At 72.4% G+C, this 22,405-nt stretch carries 18 protein-coding genes; 6 read left to right on the forward strand and 12 right to left on the reverse strand.

Annotated elements, in window-relative coordinates; genetic code table 11:
* Window positions 1-83: 83 nt before the first annotated feature.
* From LPU61_RS06885 to LPU61_RS06905, 5 genes are all read right to left on the reverse strand, one after another.
* Window positions 84-1,319, reverse strand: coding sequence for an ABC transporter substrate-binding protein (locus LPU61_RS06885; protein ID WP_043962937.1), 1,236 nt, complete (start codon window positions 1,317-1,319; stop codon window positions 84-86).
* Between the two features lie 23 nt (window positions 1,320-1,342).
* A complete protein-coding gene (locus tag LPU61_RS06890) occupies window positions 1,343-2,605 on the reverse strand; it encodes a Gfo/Idh/MocA family protein (RefSeq protein ID WP_043962938.1) in 1,263 nt (420 codons plus the stop codon).
* A 32-nt stretch (window positions 2,606-2,637) separates the two neighbouring features.
* Window positions 2,638-4,860, reverse strand: coding sequence for a hypothetical protein (locus LPU61_RS06895; RefSeq protein ID WP_229404448.1), 2,223 nt, complete (start codon window positions 4,858-4,860; stop codon window positions 2,638-2,640).
* A gap of 26 nt (window positions 4,861-4,886) precedes the next feature.
* On the reverse strand, window positions 4,887-6,986 hold the full coding sequence (locus LPU61_RS06900; RefSeq protein WP_229404449.1) for a hypothetical protein: 2,100 nt from the start codon (window positions 6,984-6,986) through the stop codon (window positions 4,887-4,889).
* A 278-nt stretch (window positions 6,987-7,264) separates the two neighbouring features.
* Entirely contained in the window at window positions 7,265-8,080 is an 816-nt protein-coding gene (locus LPU61_RS06905; protein WP_043962940.1) for an IclR family transcriptional regulator, read from the reverse strand.
* A gap of 237 nt (window positions 8,081-8,317) precedes the next feature.
* On the opposite strand from LPU61_RS06905, the gene LPU61_RS06910 reads away from it, so the two are divergent.
* The 5 genes from LPU61_RS06910 (at window position 8,318) to LPU61_RS06930 (ending at window position 13,374) form a co-directional block, all read left to right on the forward strand.
* Window positions 8,318-9,697, forward strand: a complete 1,380-nt coding sequence (locus LPU61_RS06910) for an aspartate aminotransferase family protein (RefSeq protein ID WP_043962941.1) — start codon at window positions 8,318-8,320, stop codon at window positions 9,695-9,697.
* Entirely contained in the window at window positions 9,697-10,884 is a 1,188-nt protein-coding gene (locus LPU61_RS06915) for a mandelate racemase/muconate lactonizing enzyme family protein (RefSeq protein WP_229404450.1), read from the forward strand. The genes LPU61_RS06910 and LPU61_RS06915 overlap by 1 nt, the downstream gene beginning before the upstream one ends.
* Window positions 10,881-11,723, forward strand: coding sequence for an amidohydrolase family protein (locus LPU61_RS06920; protein WP_077937275.1), 843 nt, complete (start codon window positions 10,881-10,883; stop codon window positions 11,721-11,723). The genes LPU61_RS06915 and LPU61_RS06920 overlap by 4 nt, the downstream gene beginning before the upstream one ends.
* Window positions 11,720-12,547: an SDR family NAD(P)-dependent oxidoreductase gene (locus LPU61_RS06925; protein WP_043962944.1), complete on the forward strand. Its 828-nt coding sequence runs from the start codon at window positions 11,720-11,722 to the stop codon at window positions 12,545-12,547. The genes LPU61_RS06920 and LPU61_RS06925 overlap by 4 nt, the downstream gene beginning before the upstream one ends.
* 170 nt (window positions 12,548-12,717) lie before the next feature.
* A complete protein-coding gene (locus tag LPU61_RS06930; protein ID WP_229404451.1) occupies window positions 12,718-13,374 on the forward strand; it encodes a flavodoxin family protein in 657 nt (218 codons plus the stop codon).
* Here the strand turns inward: LPU61_RS06930 and LPU61_RS06935 are convergent.
* The 7 genes from LPU61_RS06935 to LPU61_RS06965 all read right to left on the reverse strand — a co-directional run bounded on the left by LPU61_RS06935 (window position 13,317) and on the right by LPU61_RS06965 (window position 20,270).
* Entirely contained in the window at window positions 13,317-13,856 is a 540-nt protein-coding gene (locus LPU61_RS06935; protein ID WP_229404452.1) for a hypothetical protein, read from the reverse strand. The two genes, LPU61_RS06930 and LPU61_RS06935, sit on opposite strands and share 58 nt — an antisense overlap.
* Window positions 13,846-14,238, reverse strand: coding sequence for a carboxymuconolactone decarboxylase family protein (locus LPU61_RS06940; RefSeq protein WP_052503712.1), 393 nt, complete (start codon window positions 14,236-14,238; stop codon window positions 13,846-13,848). Before LPU61_RS06940 ends, LPU61_RS06935 begins: the two co-directional genes overlap by 11 nt.
* Window positions 14,239-14,241: 3 nt before the next feature.
* Window positions 14,242-15,450 (reverse strand): MFS transporter, encoded by a 1,209-nt coding sequence (locus LPU61_RS06945; RefSeq protein WP_229404453.1) that lies wholly within the window; start codon window positions 15,448-15,450, stop codon window positions 14,242-14,244.
* Window positions 15,451-15,457: 7 nt separating this feature from the next.
* Window positions 15,458-15,970, reverse strand: coding sequence for an aromatic-ring-hydroxylating dioxygenase subunit beta (locus LPU61_RS06950; RefSeq protein ID WP_043962950.1), 513 nt, complete (start codon window positions 15,968-15,970; stop codon window positions 15,458-15,460).
* Window positions 15,967-17,289, reverse strand: coding sequence for an aromatic ring-hydroxylating dioxygenase subunit alpha (locus LPU61_RS06955; RefSeq protein WP_043962951.1), 1,323 nt, complete (start codon window positions 17,287-17,289; stop codon window positions 15,967-15,969). The genes LPU61_RS06950 and LPU61_RS06955 overlap by 4 nt, the downstream gene beginning before the upstream one ends.
* Window positions 17,286-18,452, reverse strand: coding sequence for a glycosyltransferase (locus LPU61_RS06960; protein WP_229404454.1), 1,167 nt, complete (start codon window positions 18,450-18,452; stop codon window positions 17,286-17,288). The genes LPU61_RS06955 and LPU61_RS06960 overlap by 4 nt, the downstream gene beginning before the upstream one ends.
* Before the next feature lie 426 nt (window positions 18,453-18,878).
* Window positions 18,879-20,270, reverse strand: a complete 1,392-nt coding sequence (locus LPU61_RS06965) for a glycoside hydrolase family 43 protein (RefSeq protein WP_043962953.1) — start codon at window positions 20,268-20,270, stop codon at window positions 18,879-18,881.
* A 553-nt stretch (window positions 20,271-20,823) separates the two neighbouring features.
* On the opposite strand from LPU61_RS06965, the gene LPU61_RS06970 reads away from it, so the two are divergent.
* A complete protein-coding gene (locus LPU61_RS06970; RefSeq protein ID WP_229404455.1) occupies window positions 20,824-22,227 on the forward strand; it encodes an RICIN domain-containing protein in 1,404 nt (467 codons plus the stop codon).
* Window positions 22,228-22,405: the final 178 nt, after the last annotated feature.

The following is a 22,405-nucleotide window of genomic DNA, read 5'->3' on the forward strand; positions in this document are numbered from 1 at the left end:
CCTCTTCGCAGGTTCGACACCGGCCGGTCGGGCCGGTGTGGTGGTGCCCGGCCCGCCGCCGCACCGCGGCGGGCCGGCGGGGCTCAGAGCAGCGCGTCGGCGGCCTTCGCCGCGTCGGCGAGCGCCTGCTCCGGGGTCTTCTTGCCGATCAGGGCGGCCTGGATCTCGGGGGCGAGCACGCCCATCACCTCGCGGCTCTTCTCGTGGAGCGGGCCGACCGTGGTGCTGCCCAGGGTCTTCTCCATCTCGGTGCTCACCGGGTCCTGCGGGTACAGCGACCCGGCGGAGGTCTTGGCGGAGAAGTAGCCGCCGGCGACGTCGTACGCGGAGGCGACCGCCGGCGCGGTGACGAAGGTGATCCACTCGCCCGCGGCCTTCTTGGCCTTGCTGCCCTTGAGGATCGACAGGCTGCCCACGGTGCCGTAGCCGACGCTCTTGACGTCGCTCAGCGGCGGGAAGATCTTGATGTTCTCCTTGCCCCAGAACTGCTCCACGTCGGCGGGGACGTGCTGCCAGGTGCAGGCGACCTTGTTCTTCGCCACGTTGGTCTGCTCGAACGCCGGGATGCTGGTGATCAGGTCCTTCTGCACGTAGCCGCCGTCGACGAGCTGCTTGAGGAAGGTCAGCGCCTTGACGCCCTCGGGCCCGGCGAAGGCCACGGACGTGCCGTCGGCGGTGAACACGTCACCCCCGGCCTGCCAGAGCAGCGGGTAGAAGGACTGGTTGAGCGTGGCGCTCGGGTCGGCGTAGTAGTTGGTGGCGTCGAAGCCCTTCGCCTTCAGCTTCGGCGCGAGGGCCAGCAGGTCGGCCCAGGTCTTCGGGTACTCGGTGAGCCCGGCGGCGGCGAACACCTTCGCGTTGCACATCAGCGGGTTGCTGCTGGTCAGCAGCGGCGCGCCGAGCATCTTGCCGTCGAGGGTGACGGCGGTCCGGACGTTCTCCCGGTAGTCGGCCTTCGCGTCGGCGGGCAGGTAGTCGTCTACCGGCTCGATCATCTTCTGGAACTTGCCGAGCTGGTCGGGGATCAGGTAGACGACGTCCGGGCCCTTGCCGCCGGCGATCGCCGCCGTCAGCGACTCCTCCCGCTTGGCCCACGGGAAGATCTCGACCTTGACGTCGACGTCCGGGTGGTCGGCCTTGAACGCGGCGACCTGCTTGTCCCAGAAGCCCTTGTGGGTGGCCTCGTCGGGGACCACCGGGTAGATCCACATGGTGACGCTCTGCCTGTCGCCGCCGGCCTCGGAGCCGCCGCCGCAGGCGGTGAGCAGCCCGGCCGCCAGCGCGACGGCCGCGACCGGTGCGAACCTGCGAAGTCTCATCTGTGCGTTCCTCTCGAAGTGGTTCACTGCGCGGGCACGGTCACGACCGTGCCGGTGTGCCGGGCCGTCTCGGCGGCGAAGACCGCGAGGTGGCTGGCGAGGGTCTCGTCCAGCCCGGACCGGATGTGGTGGCGGTCGCCGGTGGCCACGGCGCGGACGAAGGCGTCCATCAGCCCGGTGTCGCCGCCGCCGTGGTCGTCGGCGGCGGTGGACCCGCCGACCGTGCCGGCGTCGAGGACCTCGATCCGGTCGGTGCGGAAGTCGTGCACCCGGACCCGCTCGCCGTCGCCGGACAGGGAGCCGTGGGTGCCGAACAGCTGGGTCTGCCGGTGGGTCTGTTCGGTGAAGGCGGCCATGGTGAAGGTGGCGGTGACGCCGCCGGTCAGTTCCATCGCCACGACCTGGTGGTCGACGACGTCGTTGTCGCCGGAGTACACGCACCGCCCGTACGGGCCGGTGCGCAGCGCCTCGACCAGCGCGGCCTCGTCGGTGCCGTCGGTGACCACGCTGACCGGCCAGACCGGCCCGTGCTCCCGCAGCACCGGCAGGTACAGCTTCGGCGCGGAGTACGGGCAGCCCGGCTCGACCGGGCAGTCCAGGCACCGGGTGGCCGCGCCGGCCGGCGCCTGGTCGGGCCGGAAGTGGCGAAGCCCGCCGAAGCTGGCGACGCGCTCGATGCGCCGGCCGGTGACGTAGCCGAGCCAGTCCAGGTCGTGGCTGGACTTGGCCAGCAGCATCGGGGTGGCCAGCTCCTCCCGCCGCCAGGGGCCGCGCACGTAGGAGTGTGCGTAGTGCCACCAGCCGACCGGTTCGAGGTGCTGGACGCTGACGATCTCGCCCAGCACCCCGCTGTCCACCACCCGCTTCACCAGGTCGGTGTAGGGGGTGTACCGCAGCACGTGGCAGACGGCGAAGAGCACGCCGGTGGCGCGTACCGCGTCGACGATCTCGCGGCACTGGTCGGCCGTCGGCGCGAGCGGCTTTTCCACCAGCAGGTGCCGGCCGGCCCTGGCGAACGCGACGGCCGGCTCGACGTGCATCCGGTCCTGGGTGGCGACGACGACCGCGTCGGCCGCCAGGTCCGCCGCCAGCAGGTCCCGCCAGTCGGCGAACTCCGCCGCGCCCGGGTGGGCGGCGGTGATCAGACCCCGCTGGTGGGGACGCGGGTCGGCGACCGCGACGAGTCGCGCCCGCGTGGGGTTGGCGGCCACCCAGCGGGCGTACGTCTGGCCCCGGTTGCCCGCGCCCGCCAGCGCCACCCGCACCGGCCGGTCCTGCTGTCGCACCTGGCTCCTCGCCTTCTCTCGTCGTGGGGTGGTCAGACCGTGAGGTTCCCGGCGTCGCGGACGCGCGGGCCGGCGGCGGGCAGCTCCCGGGACACGCCCTCCTCGACGCACCCGGTGTGGTGCAGGTACGAGCCCTCGCCGAAGCCGGCGTCGGCCAGCCGCAGCTTCCCGCCGGTGAACTGGACGCCGACGGCGGAGTACCGGTTGGTGCCGGCGTCGACGGCGACGTGCGCGGTGCCGGCGTCGGCGGTGGTGCTGAGGTAGCCGCCCAGCTCCCACCGCACGACGCCGGTGGCCGCGGCGCGCGACAGCAGTGCCCCGGCGGAGTTGGTGCCGCTGAGCACCGCGCCGCCGCCGACGGTGATCCGTTGGTCGGCGGTGCCCGCGAGGCGGATGCCGGTGTCGGTGAGGGTGCCGCCGTGCACGCGCAGGTCGGCGGACTTGACGGTGGCCGGCGCGGCGTCGGGCGCGCCGACGAGGGTCACGTCGGTCAGGTGCAGCCGCCCGGTGCCGCTGAACGTGTGCCCGTCGACCCCGCGGATGGTGGTGCGGACCAGGTGCACCGGCGTGGTGACGTTGGCCTGCACCACGTCGGTGCCGGCGGTGGCGAGGGTGAAGGAGCAGCCCTCGATGACGTTGGGCCGCTGCGAGCGGGTGGACTGCTGGGAGATGATCAGCGTGTCGTCGGCGGAGCAGCCGCGCAGCTGCACCCCGTCGGCGTTGACCCACAGCATCCCGGAGCCGGCCAGCCCGGCCTTGCGGATGACCTGGACGTCCTCCAGGGTCAGGTCGGTGACCTTGACCCGGGCCACGAACCAGGAGCACACGTGCTTGCGGACGGTGATCCGCTTCGCCGCCGAGCCCCAGGCCGCCCCGGAGTTGGCGAACGTCATCAGCCCGGAGTTGCCGGTGTAGACGAGGTCGTGCTCGTACTGGCCGTGGGTGACGAAGGGGCCCTGGTCGTCGCCGTCGCCGTGGCAGTTGGTGACGTACCCGTACGCGGAGGCGGTCCAGTCGTTGAGGTGCCGGGCGTTGGAGGTGCGGCAGTCCTCGACGTGCCCGTACAGGCAGTAGATCTGCTGGGTGAGGTAGCCGGCGCCGCCCCAGGTCACGGAGGTCGGGTTCTTCAGGGTGCACCGGGCGGTGTGGAAGTAGGTGCACCAGCGCCGCATGATCACCGGCCAGAAGGTGCCGGTGGCGTCGATGTCGGCGACGTCGCAGTGCACCGCGTACTCGTAGGCGACCGGGTGGGAGCCGGTGTACTGGTCCGCGCCGTTGCCGGTGAAGACGAGGTTGCGCACGTGCACCCGGCTGACCGGTTCGACCCGGGTCCAGGTGAGGGTGCGGCCGGCGGCCAACTCCCAGCCGTTCTTGTAGTTGACCCGGATGTGGGTGCCGTCGACGATCTGGGTGACCTGGACGAGTTTCTGCAGCTCCCGCTCCCAGGTGCCGGCGAGCCGGTTGACCTCGACGGCGTACCACTGGCCGACGGCGAACGCCGCGGAGTCGGCGACCTGGAACGAGTCCCAGCCCTCGCGGACGGCCTCGGTCAGGGTGTGGGTGCGTACCTCGTCGGTGACCTTGCCCCGGAAGAACAGCACGGCGGCGAACGGGTCGTCGCGGCCGGCGTCGGCGATGCCGTCGGTGGACATGGTGTGCCCGCCGAAGTCGAGCACCAGGTCGCTGCGGGTGAACCGGTGCCGCTGGACGAAGTGCAGGTCGGAGTGGGCCTCGATGCGGTGCACGGTGGGGTCGGTGACCATCGCGTCGAGGGCCGCGTCGGCGGGGGTGCCGGCGTCGAAGATGCCGAAGTGCCGAAACTCGACGACGCCGTCGTGGAGCTGGAGCCAGCGGCCGGGCCGGTTGCCGTCGGGGGCGAGGACGGTGCCGCCGTTGGCGGGGGCGGTGCTGGCCGCGTCCCAGCGGAGCAGGCGGGCGGCGCCGTCGCCGGCGGCGTGGTAGCCGTCGATGTGCACGACCTGCCCGGCGCGCAGGGTCTGGGGCTTGATGGCGAGCAGCGCGGCGACGGTGCCCACGTGCAGCACCCCGTTGAGGCCGGGGGCCAGCGGGGTCGGCGGGGCGGGCGGGCCGTCCGGCTTGGCGGCGGCGGGGGCGGCGGTGGCGGGGGAGAGGGCGAGGGCGGTGCCGGCGAGGGCGAGCCCGCCGAGCCCGGAGGCGCGCAGCACGGCGCGGCGGGAGGCCGGCGCGAGGCGGTGGGTGGGTGTGCCGTCGGGGTTGGCGTTGTCGGCGTGCATGGGGGTGTCTCCTCCTGCGGGGGCGTTCAGAGGGCGAGGTTGTCGCGGGTGACGACGCGGGCGGACTCGGCGGGCAGCTCGCGGGCGACCCCCTCCTCGACGCACCCGGTGTGCAGCAGGGTGGAGCCGGCGCCGAAGGCGGCCTCGGCGAGCGTCAGCCGGCCGCCGGAGAAGCGGGCGCCGACGGCGCGGTACCGGTTGACCCCGGTGTCGATGCGCACGTGCGCGGTCTGCGCGTCGGCCGCGGCGCTGCGGTAGTCGCCCAGCTCGATCCGGACGGCCCCGGTGCCGGCGGCCCGGGTCAGCAGGGCCCGCCGGGCGTTGGTGCCGGTGACCGCCGCGCCGCCGTCGACGACGAGGCGCTGGTCGCGCACGGCCGACAGCTCGATGCCGGTGTCGGTCAGGGTGCCGCCGCGCACCACCACCTCGGCCGCGCCGATCAGCAGCGGCGCCGCGCCGGGCGCCCCGGTCAGCGTGCAGTCGGTGAAGCGCACCGGGCCCGAGCCGCGCAGGATCGCGCCGTCGAGGCCGCGGAAGGTGGTGCGGACGAAGTGCACCGGGTTGCTCACCGGGGTCTGCACGATCACGGTGCCGGCGGGCTGGTCGAAGTCGCAGTCGGCGATGATCGTGGGCCGGCCCGACCGGGCCGAGCGCTGGGCGATGCTGAGCGTCCGCGCCGAGCAGCCGCGCAGCTGCGCGCCGTCGGCGTTGACCTGGAGCGTGCCGGCCGGGTCGAACGTCGAGCGGGGGATGACCCGCACGTCCTCCAGGGTCAGGTCGGTGATCTTGGTGCCGGCGACGAACCAGGAGCAGACGTGCCGCCGGACGGTGATCCGCTTGGCGCTGATGCCCCACTGGCCACCGCTGTTGGCGATGTCCATCAGGCCGGAGTTGCCGGTGAAGACCAGGTCGTGCTCGTACTGCCCGTGGGTGGTGAACGGGTTGCCGCCGGCGTCGTCGCCGTCGCCGTGGCAGTTCTCCACCGTGCAGTACGCCGAGGCGGTGAGGTCGTTGAGGTGCCGGGCGTTGCTGCTGCGGCAGTCCACCACGTGCCCGTACAGGCAGTAGATCTGCTGGGTGAGGTAGCCGGCGCCGCCGTACATCACGGCCGGCGGGTTCTTCAGGGTGCAGTTCGCGGTGGTGAAGTGGGTGCACCAGCGGCGCATGATCACCGGCCACCAGGTGCCGGTGGCGTCGATGCCGGAGACGTCGCAGCGCACGGCGTACTCGTAGGCGACGGGGTGGGAGCCGCTGTACTCGCGGTCGTCGGGCCCCGACCCGGGGTACTCGCCGGTGAAGGCGACGTGGCCGAGGAAGACCATGTCGCGCACGTGGGCCCGCTGGACCGGCTCCACCCGCTGCCAGGTGATCCGGCGACCCGGCTCCAGGGTCCAGCCGTTGAGGTAGCCCACCCGGATGTGGGTGCCGTCGACGATCTGGGTGACCTGGACCATCTTCTGCAGTTCGCGCTCGTCGGCGCCGGTGAGGGCGTTGCTGGTGGCGGTCCACCACTGGCCGACGGCGAACCGTCCCGAGTCGGGCACCTGGAAGACGTCGGTCAGCTCGGGGACGGTCTCGGTGAGGGTGTGGGTGATCACCGTGTCGGTCACCCTGCCACGGAAGTACAGCACCGCGCCGAACGGGTTGTCGTGGGTGTTGCGCTCGATGCCGTCGGTGTGCACGGTGTGCCCGCCGAAGTCCAGTTCGATGTCGCTGCGGCCGAAGGTGTGCCGCTTGACGAAGCGCAGGTCGGTGTGGGCCTCGACCCGGCGGATCGCCGGGTCGCCGACCATGGCGTCCAGCGCGGCGTCGGCGGGGGTCTCCCGGCCGAAGATGCCGAACCGCCGGAAGTCGCCGACCCCGTCGTGCACGGCCAGCCACCGGCCGCGCCGGTCGCCGCGGCCCGGGTACGGGTCGTGCACGGTGCCGCCGTTGCCGGCGGCGGTGCTGGTGGGGTCCCAGCGCAGCAGGCCGCCGCCGCCGTCGCCGGGGCGGTGGTAGCCGGCGACCCGCACCAGGGCGCGGGCGGCCAGCGTGGCGGGGGCGAGCCGGGCCAGGTCGGCGACGGTGTCGACGCGCAGCATCTGGTCGTGGGGGGTGGGCGTGGACGTGCCAAGTAGACCCATGGAGAGCCTCAACCTTCGCGGTCCAGCCGTCCGGCGGGGCGCCGGGCGGCGGTGCTGGGGGCCTGCGGGCGCCACGGGGCGTACGCAGGGCGGGGGAAGGTCGGGCAAACGCGCGAGGCGCGCAGGCGGCGGAGCTGCTGACCGGAACGCCCGGCGCCGGGGCTGCGGCGCGACGGGAGTCAGCTGTTCGCCCGAGACGGCCGCGGCCGGGGGCCGCGACCTGCCACGACCGGGGCCGTGACGTTGGCGGGAACGTTAAACAGCAGGTGAACCGGCTGTCAAGGGGTCTGCTCCGCCGGGACGTGGCCGAGGCGGACGGAGATGGCCTCGGCGGCCTGGCGCACCTGCCGGCCCAGCTCCTGGTAGCGCCAGCTGGGCAGGCCGAGCTTCAGCCCGGTCACGCTGATCGCGCCGCAGCACCCGCCGCTGTGGTCGCGCAGGGCGCTGCCGATGCAGAACACCCCCTCGGCGTCCTCCTCGTCGTCGAGGGCGTACCCGGCCTTGCGGACGTCGTGCAGGTGGGCCACGAGCGAGTCCAGGTCGGTGATGGTGTGGTCGGTGCGCCGGGGCAGCCCGACCCGGCCGATCAGCTCGGCCACCTGCGCCGGGGTCATCTCGGCCAGCAACGCCTTGCCCAGCCCGGTGCAGTGCGGCAGCTCGCGGGTGCCCATCCGCAGCTCGATCTGGATGCGCTCGCCGTTGCTGACCTGGTCGATGACGACCGCGTGGGCGCCCTCGGGGACGGCCAGCCGGGAGCTGAGCCCGGTGTCGCGGGTCAGCGCGGTCAGCACCGGGCGGGCGATGTCGCGCAGCGACAGCTGCTCCTGGGCGCGGACGCCGAGGCGGGCCAGGGCCATGCCGAGCCGGTAGCGGCGGTTCATCCCCTCGCCGTCGTCGGCGGCCAGGCCGTGGTGGCACAGCGTGTGCAGGGTGGCGAACGCGGCGCTCTTGGACAGGCCGCAGGCGCGGGCGACGTCGGTGACGCTAAGCCCCTCGCCCGGCGCGGTGGCGGAGAGCGCCTCCAGCACCTCGGCCGCGCGGCTGACGCTGCGGACCAGGTAGCGGGAGCTGTCGCCGTCTTCGGTGGTGGTCATGGTCCTTCTTTCGGGCAGGGAAGCCGAAGCTGTTCGCCAAGGCCGAACAGCGTAACAAACCCGTTCGGAAATCGGGCCCCTCGCTGTTGACCTTCGCGATTTAGCCTGCCTAGTATGCCGAACATCGTTTGGTATAGCCGAACACTGTTCGAAGTTTTGCTAGGTTCCTCCCGCGGCGGACAAACCGCGGCGCCGCGACCGGGCTGGGTCGCCGCGCCGCACCGATGAGGAGAAGGTGTGAATTCACGATCGGCCCCGTCCGGCGTCACCCTCGCCGAGCGGGCGCGCCGGGTCATCCCCGGCGGCGTCAACAGCGGGCAGCGCAGCATCCCGGGCCTCACCGAGATGGTGATCGCCCGCGCCTCCGGCGCGCGCTTCTGGGACGCCGACGGACGCCAGTACACCGACTACCACGCGGCCTTCGGGCCGCCCCTGCTCGGCCACAACGACCCGGACGTCAACGCCGCCGTCGCCGAGGCCGGCACGCGGGTCGACCTGTGCGGGGTGGCCGTCACCCACGGCGAGATCCAACTCGCCGAGACCCTCGCCGAGCTGGTCCCGAGCATCGAGAAGGTGCTGCTCACCAGCACCGGCAGCGAGGCCACCTTCCACGCCCTGCGGGTCGCCCGCGCCGCCACCGGCCGACGCCTGGTGGTCAAGTTCCAGGGCTGCTACCACGGCTGGCACGACTCGGTCAGCCTCAACGTGATCTCCGCCCCCGACCGGGTCGGCGTGCCCGACCCGATCTCCACGGGCATCCTGCCGGAGGTCCTCGACGCCACCCTCGTGCTGCGCTTCAACGACGTGGCCGCCGTCCGGGCCGCCTTCGCCGCGCACGGCGACGACATCGCCGCCGTCATCGTCGAGCCGGTGCCGCACAACGTCGGCTGCCTCCTGCCCGACCAGGAGTTCCTGCAGGCGCTGCGCGACGAGTGCACCCGCGCCGGCAGCGTCCTGGTCTTCGACGAGGTGATCACCGGTTTCCGGCACGACCTGGGCGGCTGGCAGCGGATCAGCGGCGTCACCCCCGACCTGACCACCCTCGGCAAGGCCATCGCCAACGGCTACCCGATCGGCGCCCTGGGCGGCCGCGCCGACCTGATGGACCTGTTCAGCACCCGTCCGGGCGCGCCCGCCTTCTTCGCCGGCACCTACAACGGCCACCCGGCGGTGGTCGCCGCCGCCCTCGCCACCCTCGGCAAGCTGCGCGCCGAGCCCGTGCACGAGCACGTCTACCGCCTCGGCGAGCGGGCCCGCGCCGGCATCGCCGAGGCCCTCGCCGACCTCGGCGTCCCCGCCGTGGTCACCGGGCACGGCTCCGTGTTCGTGACCTACTTCATGCCGGGCCCGGCACCCCGCAGCTACGACGACCTGCTGCGCAACGATGCCGGCATGTTCATCGGCTACCGTCGGCGGATGCCCGAGCACGGCATCTTCGAGCTGCCGCTGAACCTCAAGCGCAACCACATCTCCTACGCGCACACCGACGCCGACATCGACCACCTGGTCGAGGCCACCCGGGCGGCCGTGCGCGACACCCTCGCCTCCGGGGGGACGACCGAGCTGGCCGGCACCGCCACCATGGGCGGCGCGGTCGCCGGCGGGGAGGGCCGCTGATGCTCACCGTCGACAAGACCCGGCCGGTCGGGCCGGCCGGGCGGATCAGCCGGGTGGAGACCCTCACCCTCGGCACCGCCTGGCGCGACTTCTCCTACGTGCGGGTGCACACCGACGCCGGGCTGACCGGCGTCGGCGAGATCACCCACCCGTACCGGGCCCGGGAGACCTGCCAGCTCGCCGAGGCGATGGCCGGGCGGCACCTGATCGGCGCCGACCCGTTCGACGTCGAGGAGATCTGGCTGCGCATGTACCAGGGCGACTTCCTGCGCGGCGGCGACGTCGGCGGGATCGTCGTCTCCGGCGTCGACCAGGCCCTCTACGACCTGATGGGCAAGGCCCTCGGGGTGCCCGCGTACCGGCTCACCGGCGGCGCCTGCCGCGACCGCGTCCGGGTCTACGCCAACGGCTGGTACACCGGCGACCGGGAGCCCGCCGCGTTCGCCGAGCGGGCGCGGGCCACCGTCGCCAAGGGGTACACGGCGCTGAAGTTCGACCCGTTCGGCGCCGGCCTCGGCGAGCTGTCCCGGGCCGAGCTGCGCCGCTCGATCGACATCGTCGCCGCCGTCCGCGCCGCCGTCGGGCCAGAGATCGAGCTGTACGTCGAGGGCCACGCCCGCTTCGCCATGCACACCGCCGCCCGGCTGGTGCGGGAGCTGGAGCCGTTCGACCTCGGCTGGTTCGAGGAGCCGCTGCCGTGGACCCACATCGAGCGGTACGCCGAGCTGCGCGCCCGGGCCACCATGCCGATCTCCGGCGGCGAGCACTTCCACAACCGCTACGAGTACGCCCGGCTGTTCGCCACCGACGCCGTCGACATCATCCAGCCCGACCTCTCCATGGCCGGCGGCTTCACCGAGGTGCGCAAGCTCGCCGCCATCGCCGACCAGCACGCCATGGTGGTCGCCCCGCACAACTCCAACTCGCCGCTGTGCACCACCGCCTCGGTGCACGCCGTCCTCGGGATGCCGAACTTCAAGATCCTGGAGACCTTCGACGGGCTGCTGGAGGACTACGTCTTCGACGCCGTACGGGGCGCCCTGCCGGTGGTCGACGGGCACATCGACCTGCCCACCGCGCCCGGCCTCGGCATCGAGCTGGTGGACGAGGTGTTCGCCGAGCACCCGCCGAGCCACGGCTTCTGGAACATGTTCGCCGAGGGGTGGGAGAAGCGGGACCGCCGATGATCGTCGACGTGCACTCGCACCTGTTCGACTGCCCCGACCACGTCGGCGACCCGTTCGCCGCCGAGGCGGCGCGGGCCCACGGCGGCGAGGTCGACCTGACGGTGCGGTGGTCGCAGTACGCGGCCACCGCACCGGCGGACACCCGCACCGTCGTCGTCGGCGGCAAGGCCCGCCGGTCCGGGCTGTGGGTCGACGACGCGGCGGTGGCCGCGTACGTGGCCGCCCGGCCGGACCGGCTCGTCGGCTACCTCGCCCTGGACCCCACCCAGCCCGGCTGGCGCGACGAGCTGGAGCACGGGCACCGCGACCTGGGCCTGCGCGGCATCAAGCTGATGCCGATGTACGCCGGGTTCGACCCCGCCGACCCCGCCTACGACGACCTGTACGCCTACGCCGAACGGCACGGGCTGCCGCTGCTGGTGCACACCGGCACCACGTTCGTCTCCACGGCGCCGCTGCGGTACGCGCTTCCGGTGCACCTCGACGAGGTGGCCATCCGCCACCCCGAGCTGCGCATGGTGCTCGCCCACCTCGGCCACCCGTACGAGGGGGAGTGCATCGCGGTCGTCCGCAAGCACCGGCACGTCTACGCCGACGTGTCCGCGCTGCACTACCGCCCCTTTCAGCTCTGGCACAGCCTGCGGCTCGTGCAGGACTACGGCGTGTGGCACAAGCTCATGTTCGGCAGCGACTACCCCTTCACCACCGTCGACGCCTCGATCGAGGGGCTGCGGGCGGTGGGACGGGTGCCCGGCATCCCCGGCCTCGACCCGCTCGACACCGAGCAGATCGAGCGGCTGATCCACCGCCCGTCCCTCGACCTGCTGGGGTTGGCATGACCTCCTGCGTACCGCCCTCCTTCGACCTGTCCGGCCGGCTGGCCGTGGTGACCGGCGCCGCGCGCGGGCTCGGCGCCGCGTTCGCCGCCGGCCTCGCCTCGGCCGGTGCCGACGTGGTGGTGGTCGACCGGCCCGGTGTCGACCTCGACCCGGTCGTGGCCGCGGTGACCGAGCAGGGCCGCGCCTGCCACCCGTACCCCTTCGACCTCGCCGACACCGAGGCGATCGCGGCCTGGTTCGACGGGGTACGCCGCGACCGCGGCCCGGTGCACGTCCTGGTCAACAACGCGGGCGTGGCCCGGCTGGAGCACTTCAACGAGATCACCGTCGCCGCCTGGCGCGAGGTGATGCGGGTGAACGTGGACGCCGTCTTCTTCCTCGCCCAGCGCGCCGCCGAACACATGATCGCCGACGGCGTGGCGGGCCGGATCGTCAACGTCTCCTCCAAGAACGGGCTGATGGCCGAGGCCGGGCTGGCCCACTACAACGCCTCCAAGGCCGCCGTCGAGCTGCTCACCCGGTCGCTCGCCGCCGAGCTGGGGCCGCACGGCATCACCGCCAACACGATCGCCCCCGGCATGATCGCCACCCCGATCGACGGCGAGTTCCCCCTGGACCGCCAGGCGTTCGAGGCCGCCTGGGCGGAGCGGATCCCGCTGCGCGGCGGCTACGGCACGCCGGCCGACTGCGTCGGCGCGCTGCTGCTGCTGGCCTCCGCCGCCGGCCGCTACATCAACGGCACCCACCTGGTCGTCGACGGCGGAGTGCTCGCCGACCAGATGCCCCGGCTGCGGTTCATGCCGCCCTACCGCAGCAGCCTCTGACCCGCGACCGGTCCCGCCGTGGTGTCCCGGGCCGGGAGCGCAAGCGGTGCGACCGCTTCCGGCGGTGCCCCACTGTCGGTAGGTTGAGGCTGCCTCCGCGTGACGGCCACGGGGCTTCGTCAGGTGGCCGGCCCCGGGTTGGCGCCGAGCGGACAGGGGAGGCCCCTCGAATGAAGATCGTCGCGTTGTCCTGCACGCAGAAACGTCTGCCGTCGGTGACCGACGCGCTGCTCGAAGCGGCGATCACCGGTGTCGTCCGGGAGGTCGGCGACGCGCAGATCCAACGGATCCGGCTGATCGACCACCGCATCGCGATGTGCGAGGGCGAGGACACCTGCCTCGATCCCGAGGTGGGCCGGTGCACCCTCGACGACGACTTCGCGCACGTCGTCGACCTGGCCGAGGGCGCGCAGGCGATGCTGCTCGCCATGCCGGTGTACGCGGGGAACGTGCCGGCCGTGCTGAAGATCTTCCAGGAACGCCTGAAGAGCTTCATGAACGCCCGGCACCGCCCGTTCGGCAACCTGCTGGTGGGCACGATCGTCCACTCGCGCACGATGCTGACCGAGCCCGCGCTGGGCGCGCTGTTCCCGTGGTATCTGCGCCTACGGAACAGGAACGTGGCGTCGGCGTGCGTCACCCAGAACGAGCACCAGGACCTGACCCGCACCGCGGCGATCGACCTGTGCGTGGCCGTGGGCCGGCAACTCGGCATGACGCTCGACAACAGCCGGTCGCCGGCCTCCGACCGCACGGCCCTGCCGGTGGTTCACGCGCCGGCCCGTCCCCGCTGCGGCGATCCGGCCGCGTCCCCCGCCGGTGCGTGAGGAGAGGACTCCGCGCGCCAGGTGCACCCGTCGCCCGCCTGGTCACAGGTCACCGTGACGTCCGGCTCCACGTAGCGGGCGGCGATGGCGGTGTTGAGTTCCTGGCAGTACGCGCACGGCGACGAGAACGTCAGCACGACGCCGGCGCGGGCGGCCCGCTTGCGGTACCGCAGGATCCCGCAGTCGGCGTTGCGCAGGACGGTGCCCGAGGGCTGGGGCTCGCTGCTGACCGCCGAGTCGTACAGCATCAGCTGGTTGCGCAGCCGGGTCATGAAGTGGTCGGTGGCGGACACCCCGGCGGGCCGTTGGGCCCGCAGCAGCTCCGCGGTGATCCGGGAGTTCGCCTGGATCCACGCGGCGAGGCCCTCCTCGCCGTGCTCGCTCAGGATGAACTCCTCCGCGGCGGCCTGGGCCTCGAAGAACCGCTGACGCCACAGGTCTACCTTCTCGGCCGGGTCGAGGGGGGACGGTTCACCGGTCACGGTCCGCGTCCTTGCCCGCGGCGGCGTCCAGCTCGGCAAAGACCTCCTGGGCGACGCGCAGCCCGTTGTTGGCCACCGGCCAGCCACCGTAGTAGGCGAGCTGGATGATGACCTCGACGATCTTCTCCCGCGACATCCCGAGGTGCAGGGCGGCGCCGATGTGGCCGCGCAGCTCCCAGTCGGTCCGGGCCAGCGCCACCGCGGTCAGCGCCACCAGTTCGCGCTCCTCGACGCTGAGGTGCGGGCGGGTCCAGATCTCGCCGAACAGGTGGTCGACGGTGATCCGCAGGAACTCCGGGTAGGACCCCGGGCGCGGTTCGCGGCCGAAGACCTGCTGGAACATCGCCACGCCCTGCTCGTGGCGGACATCCGGCTGGCTCATCGATCAACTCCTTCGCATTGGCCGAACAGTTGGCAACGTCCACGCCGCCACGAAGGCGGCGGCCAGGAGCGCCGCGCCGCTGCCGAAGGCGGCCGGCACGCCCACCCGCTCGGCGACGAGGCCGACCACGACCGGCCCGACCACGGCGCCGACGTCGGTGCACATCGAGAAGACAGCGACGCCACTGCCGGCGCGGCCCGCGACGACGTCCCCGATCAGCGCGGCCGGCGCGGCGTTGAGCAGCGCCGAACCCGCCGCGTACACACAGAGCAGCACGACGAGCCAGGCGTAGCTGTCCACGAACGCCAGGGCGGCGACCGCCGACGCGGCCACCCCGGTGCCGGCGACCATGGCGGGCCGGCGGCCGGCGCGGTCCACGACCCGGCCCGCCGGCACGATCAGCAGCGCCTGGACGACGGCGGACGTCGTGAACGCCCACCCGACCCACGTCACGTCGTGCCGCCAGGCCACCACCACCGTGGGCACCAGCGCGCCGCGCAGCCCGAACAGGACCCAGCCCTGCGCCAGCGCCGCGAGGCACGCCGCCACGTAGCGGCGGTCCCGCAACAGGACCGGCAGCCCGACCGCCTCCCGGCCGGGCTCCGCGCCGGCGGTGCGGCCGGTGCGGAGCACCGCCAGGGTCAGCGCCGCGGCGGCCAGCAACAGCACGGCGTACGCCAGGAACGGCGTGGACAGGTCGACGAGGGCGAGGAGCCCGCCCAGCGCCGGTCCGCAGACCCCGCCGAGCAGGAAGCCCGCCTCGAACACGGCGCTGGCCCGGCCCCGCCGGTCGGCCGGCGCGACCGCCAGGAGCGTCGCCAGGGCGGACACCGAGAACAGCACCGAACCGACGCCGCCGAGACCCCGGAACACGAGCAGCTGCCCGTAGGACGAGGCGAACGCGGTGAGGGCCGAGGAGACCGCGCACAGCAGCAGGCCGGCGACGAGGACCCGCCGTTCCCCGAACCGGGCGCCGAGCCGGCCGCAGAACGGGCTGGCGGCCAGCCGCAGCAACGCGAACAGGGCGACGAGCACGCCGATCCGGGTGGGCCCCGCCCCGAACGTCGCCGCGTACACCGGGAGCACCGGCAGCACCAGCCCCAGGCCGAGCATGACGCAGCCACCGACGACACTGAGGACGTAGACCTCGCGGGGGAGACCCGGCTGGGCGGTGGCAACGGGTGGGGCGTTGCCGGTGCCGGCCGCCGTCACTGCCCGGTCACAGGATGATGCTGAGCTTGCCGTGCTCGTACAACGTCTCGTGGTCGAGCACCACGACCCGTCGCCGGACCCGGAACGACTCGCCCGCCACGACCAGCTCGAACCGGTACTTCCCGACGTAGGCGTCGGAGCGCCCGTGCCCGAACCGGTGCACGACGGCGTTCGCCGCCACGTCGAGGTGGGTGCCCCGGTCGGCCAGGATCTCCACGTTGCCGATCATCCGGTTCGTCCGCGACCGGGGGTTCTCGCACCACACCTCGTCGTTGAGGAGCTGTTCGATGCGCTGGCGCAGCCGGGCGGCGTCGTCGTCGACGAGCCCGAGCGCGTCGGTCGTCCCGTCTCGGACGTCGGTGGCCGGCACCGCGTAGCGGACGTCGTCGGTCAGCATCTCGTCGTACCACTCGCGCAGGCGCCACTCGTCGAGCAGGCGCGCCTCGCGGAACAGGAACTGGCTCACCCGGTGCCACAGCCGGACCTGGGCCGCCTCGTCGACGCTCAGCTCGATGGTCATCGTGGTCCCGTCCCGTGTGCGCCGCCGGGGTGGGCAACCTCGACGTGGTGGCCGTCGTCGCCGTGCATCAGCCGGTCCCACTGCCGCCAGAACTCGCGGGCGGGAAGCTCGTCGGTCGTCTCCGGGACCTCCTTGTTCATGCCCCGGGACAGGTCGGAGTAGCGGACCGTGCGGTTGAGGTAGCCCCGCTGGCACGACTCGATGATCTCGATGTCGTCGGGGGTGGCGAAGCCGGCGGGACCGAGGAACGTGAGGTAGTGGCTCTTGCGGAGCTCCCGGATGTCCGGATCCTCGTCCTTGGGGGCCAGGGCGACCGAGGTGATGGCCATCCGGCCGGCGCCGACCGGGTCGATCTTGCGGATGGTGATCGCGATCGCGTCGATGATCATCAGGTTGGGGAAGACGAGCAGCGCGCGGTTGGTGCCGGTGATCCGCTGGGCGCGTTCGGGGCCGAACCGGTCGACGAAGCGTGCGGCCGTCGCCTCGATCCGGGGCCGGACCTCGGTGCCGAACATCGGCGTCCAGTAGGCGAGCGGCCGGGCCGCCGCCGGCGGCAGCTCGTTGGCGCCGTGACCCAGGCCGAGGGCGCGGCCGAAGCCGCCCCGCCGTCGGGGTGGCACCGACCCGAGCGACTCCATGTAGCTGACGTACCGCTTGTGCAGGGCCCGGAAATGGTAGATGTCGACGCTGTTCTCCATCATGAGCTTCCAGTTGGCCTGGGCCCCGTGCAGTTGCGCGCCGCGGATCACCTCCATCCCCACCTCGGACTGGTCGTCGACGAGGTCGAGGTATTCCGTCGCACCCGCCAGGTATTCGGTCAGGGTGAGCGGCTGCTGCGGATCGTAAGTGACGAACACGAAACCGCGGTAGGTGTCACTGCGGTGCCGCGCGAGGCCGAAGTCCGCCTTCCGGAAACCCGGCCCGTATCCGTCCGGGATCGGGACCCCGACCAGGTCGCCCTGATTGGAGAACGTCCAGTCGTGGTACGGGCACCGGAACGATCTGACCTGCCCGGCCGGCTGCGAGCAGATCAGGGCCCCACGGTGGGTGCAACTGTTGGCGAACACCCGGATCACCCCGTCGGACCCGCGCGCCATGACCACCGGACGCCCGCCGACGTCGCGGGCCACGTACGAGCCCGGCCCGGGCACCTCCGACTCGTGCCCGACGTACAGCCAGCACCGGTCGAAGATGCGGGTCAGCTCCCGGGCGGCCAGGTCCTCGTCGGTGTAGGCGCGGCGGTCCACCCGGAACGAGTGGCGCCCGGGATCGTCGAGCACGATCGGGTCGCCGACCGGCCGCTGCAGTTCGATGGTCACTGCGCCCCCTGCCGCTGCAGCGTCTCGACCGTGCCGACGACCAGCTCGGCCGTGCGTGCGGCGGAGTCGCCGCACTCCGGCTGCGCGGCGCGCAGCCGGGCCCGGTAGTCCCGGGCGGGATCGAGCAGGTCGGCGACCGCGGCGGCGACCGCCTGCCCGGTGACGTCGGCCGGCTGCAACGCCGTGCCGAAGCCCGCGCTGCCCACGAAGTGCGCCTGGATGGGCTGGTCCACCGCCAGCGGGATCACCAGCATCGGCGTCGCCGCCCGGACCGACTCCGCCACCGAGTTGTAGCCGCCGTGGGTGACGAACACGTCGGCGCGTTCGAGCACCTCACGTTGCGGCAGGTAGGGGGCGGTGAGCACGTCGTCGGGCAGCGCCAGCTCCGCGGCGAGGTCGCCCACCGCGGCGATCACCTGGGCGCCGGTCGCGGCCGCCCCGAGGATCACCGTGCGCAGCAGGTCCGGCCGCCGGTAGAAGATCGTGCCGAAGGAGACGTACACCACCGGGCGCTCGGGGTCGAGCCGGTCCAGGCCCGCGAAGGCGACCTCGTCCCCGCGCGCGCCCGCCGCGCCCGGCAGTCCGACAAGCTGCACACCGTCGTCGGTCACCGCGTCCGCCCCGACGAGGGCGGGAATCGTCGGCATCAGGTTGAGGATCGGCGACCGCGCGGAGTGGGTCCGGGTCGACCACCTCACCCCGTGCCCGGTCAGATAGGCGCCGACCTGCTCGTCGTAGGGCCAGCGGCCCCGCCGGTGCTCGGCCGGGCACACGCCGCCCAGGTTGGCCCAGATCATCCCGTACGGCACGCCGGACACGTGCGCGCCGACCATGGCCGACGCCGTGACCGGCAGCGAGTCGACGAGCACGAAGTCCGGTTCGGCGGCCCGGATCGCCTCGGCGGTCTGGTCCGCCACCGGCGACGACCGGAGCATCGGGCCGATCCTGGCCGGGTCGCCGCTCCACGGCGCCATCTCGACCTGCCCGACCCCGTGGACCTGTGCCTTGCCCAGTGCCTGGCGGCGCTGCTCGTCGAGCGCGCCGCCGTCGGCGGACAACAGCAACAGCGCGACCTCACTGCCAGCAGCGTGGAGCGCGTTGACCACCGGAACATACGGGTTCAGATGGCCGTGCTGAGTCGTGGTGAGCAGGGCGACGCGCATCAGATCTCCGATCCATCGAGAGATGACGACCAGGTCGACCCGGGATCTGGCTCCGGACGAATCGGCGCAGCCACGACCGCGACACCCCCTGGCTTCGGCAACGAGTCGGGACGGCGACGCACGAACGGCAGAACTCTGCCCCCGGACAGGCGAGAAGACGCCCGGCAGGCGAAAGGGACCGTCGACGTCCAGGTACTACTACGAGGTGTTACGCATTTCCCTCATCGCTGAGGGGAACATCGATTGACGTTACTCGGCACAACTCGAACAACCCGGTTCGCCGCCTGTCCGCAGACGGTTTCACAAAGCCTGCCGGGATGTGCAATCGATGTCAATGCCTGTGCGTGTCGCGGGTGTCGCGGTGTGTCGCGGGTCGGGCCGCCGCGCCGGGACGGGGTCGGCGCGGCGGCGGGGGACCCGGCGTCGCTAGGACGTCACCCGGAAGGTGGCGCTCTGGCGGTCCGCCTCCGACGAGCCCGCGCTGAGGGGGTCGATGCGCAGCACGTAGTTGCTGTGCCGCAGGTAGCGGTCGGGGAAGTTGTAGGAGCGGAACGACGACCAGGAGCTGTCGGCCAGCCCGGCGGTGCGGTAGAAGGTCGCGTCGGCCCGGAACGTCGAGGTGTTGTCGTTGGCGGCGAGCCGCGCCACGTAGCCGCTGTGCCGCAGGTAGTTGCCCGGGCGGTTCACCGACTCGAACGACACCGCGGAGGAGTCGGCGAGGCCGGGCACCATCCGCCACATCTGGTCCTGGTACGGGTCGAAGGGATACGGGTCGATGCGGACCGCGCCGTTGGAGTGCCGGACGAAGTAGTCGGGCAGGTTGGAGGACTTCAGCCGGACCCAGTTCGGGGCGCCCCAGCGGCTGACGGCGGCGTTGTACTCGGCGTCGGTGATGCCGGTGATCGAGCCGTGCTTGCAGTTCAGCGGCGGCGTGTAGTCGCGCTGGTTCATGACCGACCACGAGTTGCCACCGACGTTGCTGGTGGACCACATGTACATGTCGTTGTTGACCGGGGAGAACGAGTCCCCCCACAGCCACCAGGCGCCGCCGTCGTTGCGCGGGACCAGGTGCGCCCCCTCGATGGCGTTGCCCTGCCGCAGGCCGCTGGTGTAGGTGGTGAAGCTGTTGGGGGCGCCGGTGCTGGAACGGGCGCCGTACAGGTTGCCGTTCGAGAGGTTCTTGTAGAACAGGTACGTGACCCCGCCGCTGACCCGGATGTCCGCGTCGAGGATGGGGAAGCCCGGGCTGAAGTAGGTCTGCGGCGCGCTCACGGTGCGGAAGTCGGAGGTGTAGTTCACCAGGAACAGGTCCGTGCTGGTGTTGGCGGAGTAGACGATGGCGTACTGGCCGCGCCCGGCGTCCCAGAACACCGTCGGGGCCCAGGTGTGCACGTTGCTGTAGGTGTGCATCTGGATCCGCCGGTAGCCGGTGAAGCTCGTCAGGTCCGTCGAGTCGTACACGTGCAGGTACTGGCTGTTGCGCCCGAAGTTGGTGCCGTAGAGGTCGGTGGCGACCACCACGAACGTGCCGTCCTGCTTGCGGTGGATGTACGGGTCGCGCAGGCCGAGGTCGCCGGCGGTCGGGGTGACCACGGGGTTGTTCTGGTTGAGCGGGGTCCAGTTGAGGCCGTCCCGGCTCACGGCGACGTGCAGGCCGTAGTTGGCCCCGGTGAAGCTCGGCGACTCGGTGAAGTAGGTCATGGCGTAGGCCGTGTAGGTGGCCGCCAGGGCTGGCCGCGCGCCGAGCGACAGCCCGGTCGTGGTGAGCGCGGTGGAGGCGAGCGCCCCCAGGGTGAACTGCCGTCGGGTCAACGCCATGGTGTGTCGGCCTTTCTGGTCGCAGCGTCGCGGGATGGACTCGGGACGAAGGGGTGGCCCCCGGTGCTCGTGCCGGGCCCGTTGCCGGGTGCGGACCTGGCCGAGCGGGGGATCCGACGGCGCCACCAGGCACTGGGCGTCGTCGGACCGGGCCTCGGATCGGTGCCGTGACCCGGGCTTGAGGGCAGACGCGTGTCGCACATCCATGCATCGGTCTGGATGTTATCGATAACATAACGTGGCCGTAACGTCGCCGCAAGGCTGCGCGGCGCTGTCGCGCATCACCGCTGCTCGCAGCCCTGGACGCCGGAGCGCCCCGGTGTCGGCGGTGACGACTTGACGAACATCATGTTATCGCTCACAGTCGATAGGCGAGGTGCCGGGAGGCGGCCCGAGGGCGGCCGGTCGTTGTGCCTCGACTCAGGATGTCGCTCTGGCCGGTGCACGCATTTGCCCTGGTGAGCGCCCTCAATCAGCTGGTCTCGGCGGTCGCGCCTCGGCGTGGCGTGCCCGCCCGGGACCGATCGGTCCGACCGTCGTCATTGGAGGAAACATGGTTGCTCTCGCAGGGCTCCTGTCACCCGCGTCGTTCCGACGACGCGGGTGGCTGGCCCGGGTCACGGCCGCGGCCGCGGCGACAGTGCTGGTGGGCGGCGCGGTCGTCGCGGTGAACTCGACACCGGCCGCCGCGGCGACCGTGGACACCGGCGCCTGGTACGTGCTGCTCAACCGCAACAGCGGCAAGGCGTTGGACCTGTACAACCAGGCGACCAACGACGGGGCGCGGATCACCCAGTGGACGCGCAACGACGGCGCCTGGCAGCAGTGGCAGTTCGTGGACTCCGGCGGCGGCTACTACCGGCTGAAGTCGCGGCACTCGGGCAAGGTGCTGGACGTCTCCGGCGTGTCGGCGGCCGACGGTGCGGCGGTGGTGCAGTGGTCGGACGTCAACGGCACCAACCAGCAGTTCCGCCTGGCCGACTCCGACGCCGGGTACGTGCGGTTGATCGCCCGGCACTCCAACAAGGCCGTGGAGATCCAGAACGCCTCGACCGCCGACGGCGCGAACGTCGTCCAGTACGCCGACTGGAACGGGTCGAACCAGCAGTGGCAGCTCGTCCGCGTCGACGGCGGCACCACGCCGACCACGCCACCGCCGGGCAACGGCACCGCAGGCTGCGGCAAGGCGCCGGGCATCGCCAGCGGCACGCACACCATCTCCAGCGGCGGCAAGAACCGCACCTTCATCCTGCGGATCCCGGCCAACTACCACCAGAGCACCCCGTACCGACTGGTCTTCGGGTTCCACTGGTGGGGCGGCACGGCGGTCGACGTGGACACCGGTCAGACCGTGGACCGCAACACCTGGTCCTACTACGGGCTCCAGCGGCTGGCGAACAACTCCACGATCTTCGTCGCCCCGCAGGGCATCGACAACGGCTGGGCCAACGCCGGCGGCGAGGACGTCACCTTCGTCGACAACATGCTCAGCCGGATCGAGGGGGCGCTCTGCGTCAACCCGCGCCAGCGCTTCTCCATCGGGTTCAGCTACGGCGGCGCGATGAGCTTCTCCCTGGCCTGCTCCCGCCCGAACATCTTCCGCGCGGTCGTGGTGCAGTCCTCCCCGGGCACGCTCAGCGGCTGCAGCGGCGGCACCCAGCCCGTCGCGTACCTGGGCGTGCACGGCATCGGTGACAACCCCGCCAGCGGGCGTGCCCTGCGCGACCGCTTCGTCGCCAACAACGGCTGCACCCCGCAGTCGCCCCGCGAGCCGTCGGCGGGCAGCCTGACCCACGTCGTCACCACCTACTCCGGCTGCCGCTCGGGGTACCCGGTGGTCTGGGCCGCCTTCGACGGCGGGCACATCGCCGCGCCCCAGGACGGCGCACCCGGCGATAGCGGACCCCGGACCTGGGTCCCCGCGACGGCGTGGAGCTTCATCACGCAGTTCCAGTGACCGGGCCGTTGCAGTGAACGGGCCGTGACGGGCCGCCCGGCGGGTCATGCCGACCGCCGGGCGGCCCCCGGCCGTGGCCGTCGTCGGTGGGCCCGCGGTGTGCGCGTTCCCACGCCCCGTCGACCGGGGGCCCGGCGAATGTTACGGCTTGACGTCCGGAGTGTTATCGCCCACAGTC

This window comes from Micromonospora sp. NBRC 110038, from assembly GCF_020884815.1.
Taxonomy (GTDB): Bacteria; Actinomycetota; Actinomycetes; order Mycobacteriales; family Micromonosporaceae; genus Micromonospora; species Micromonospora haikouensis.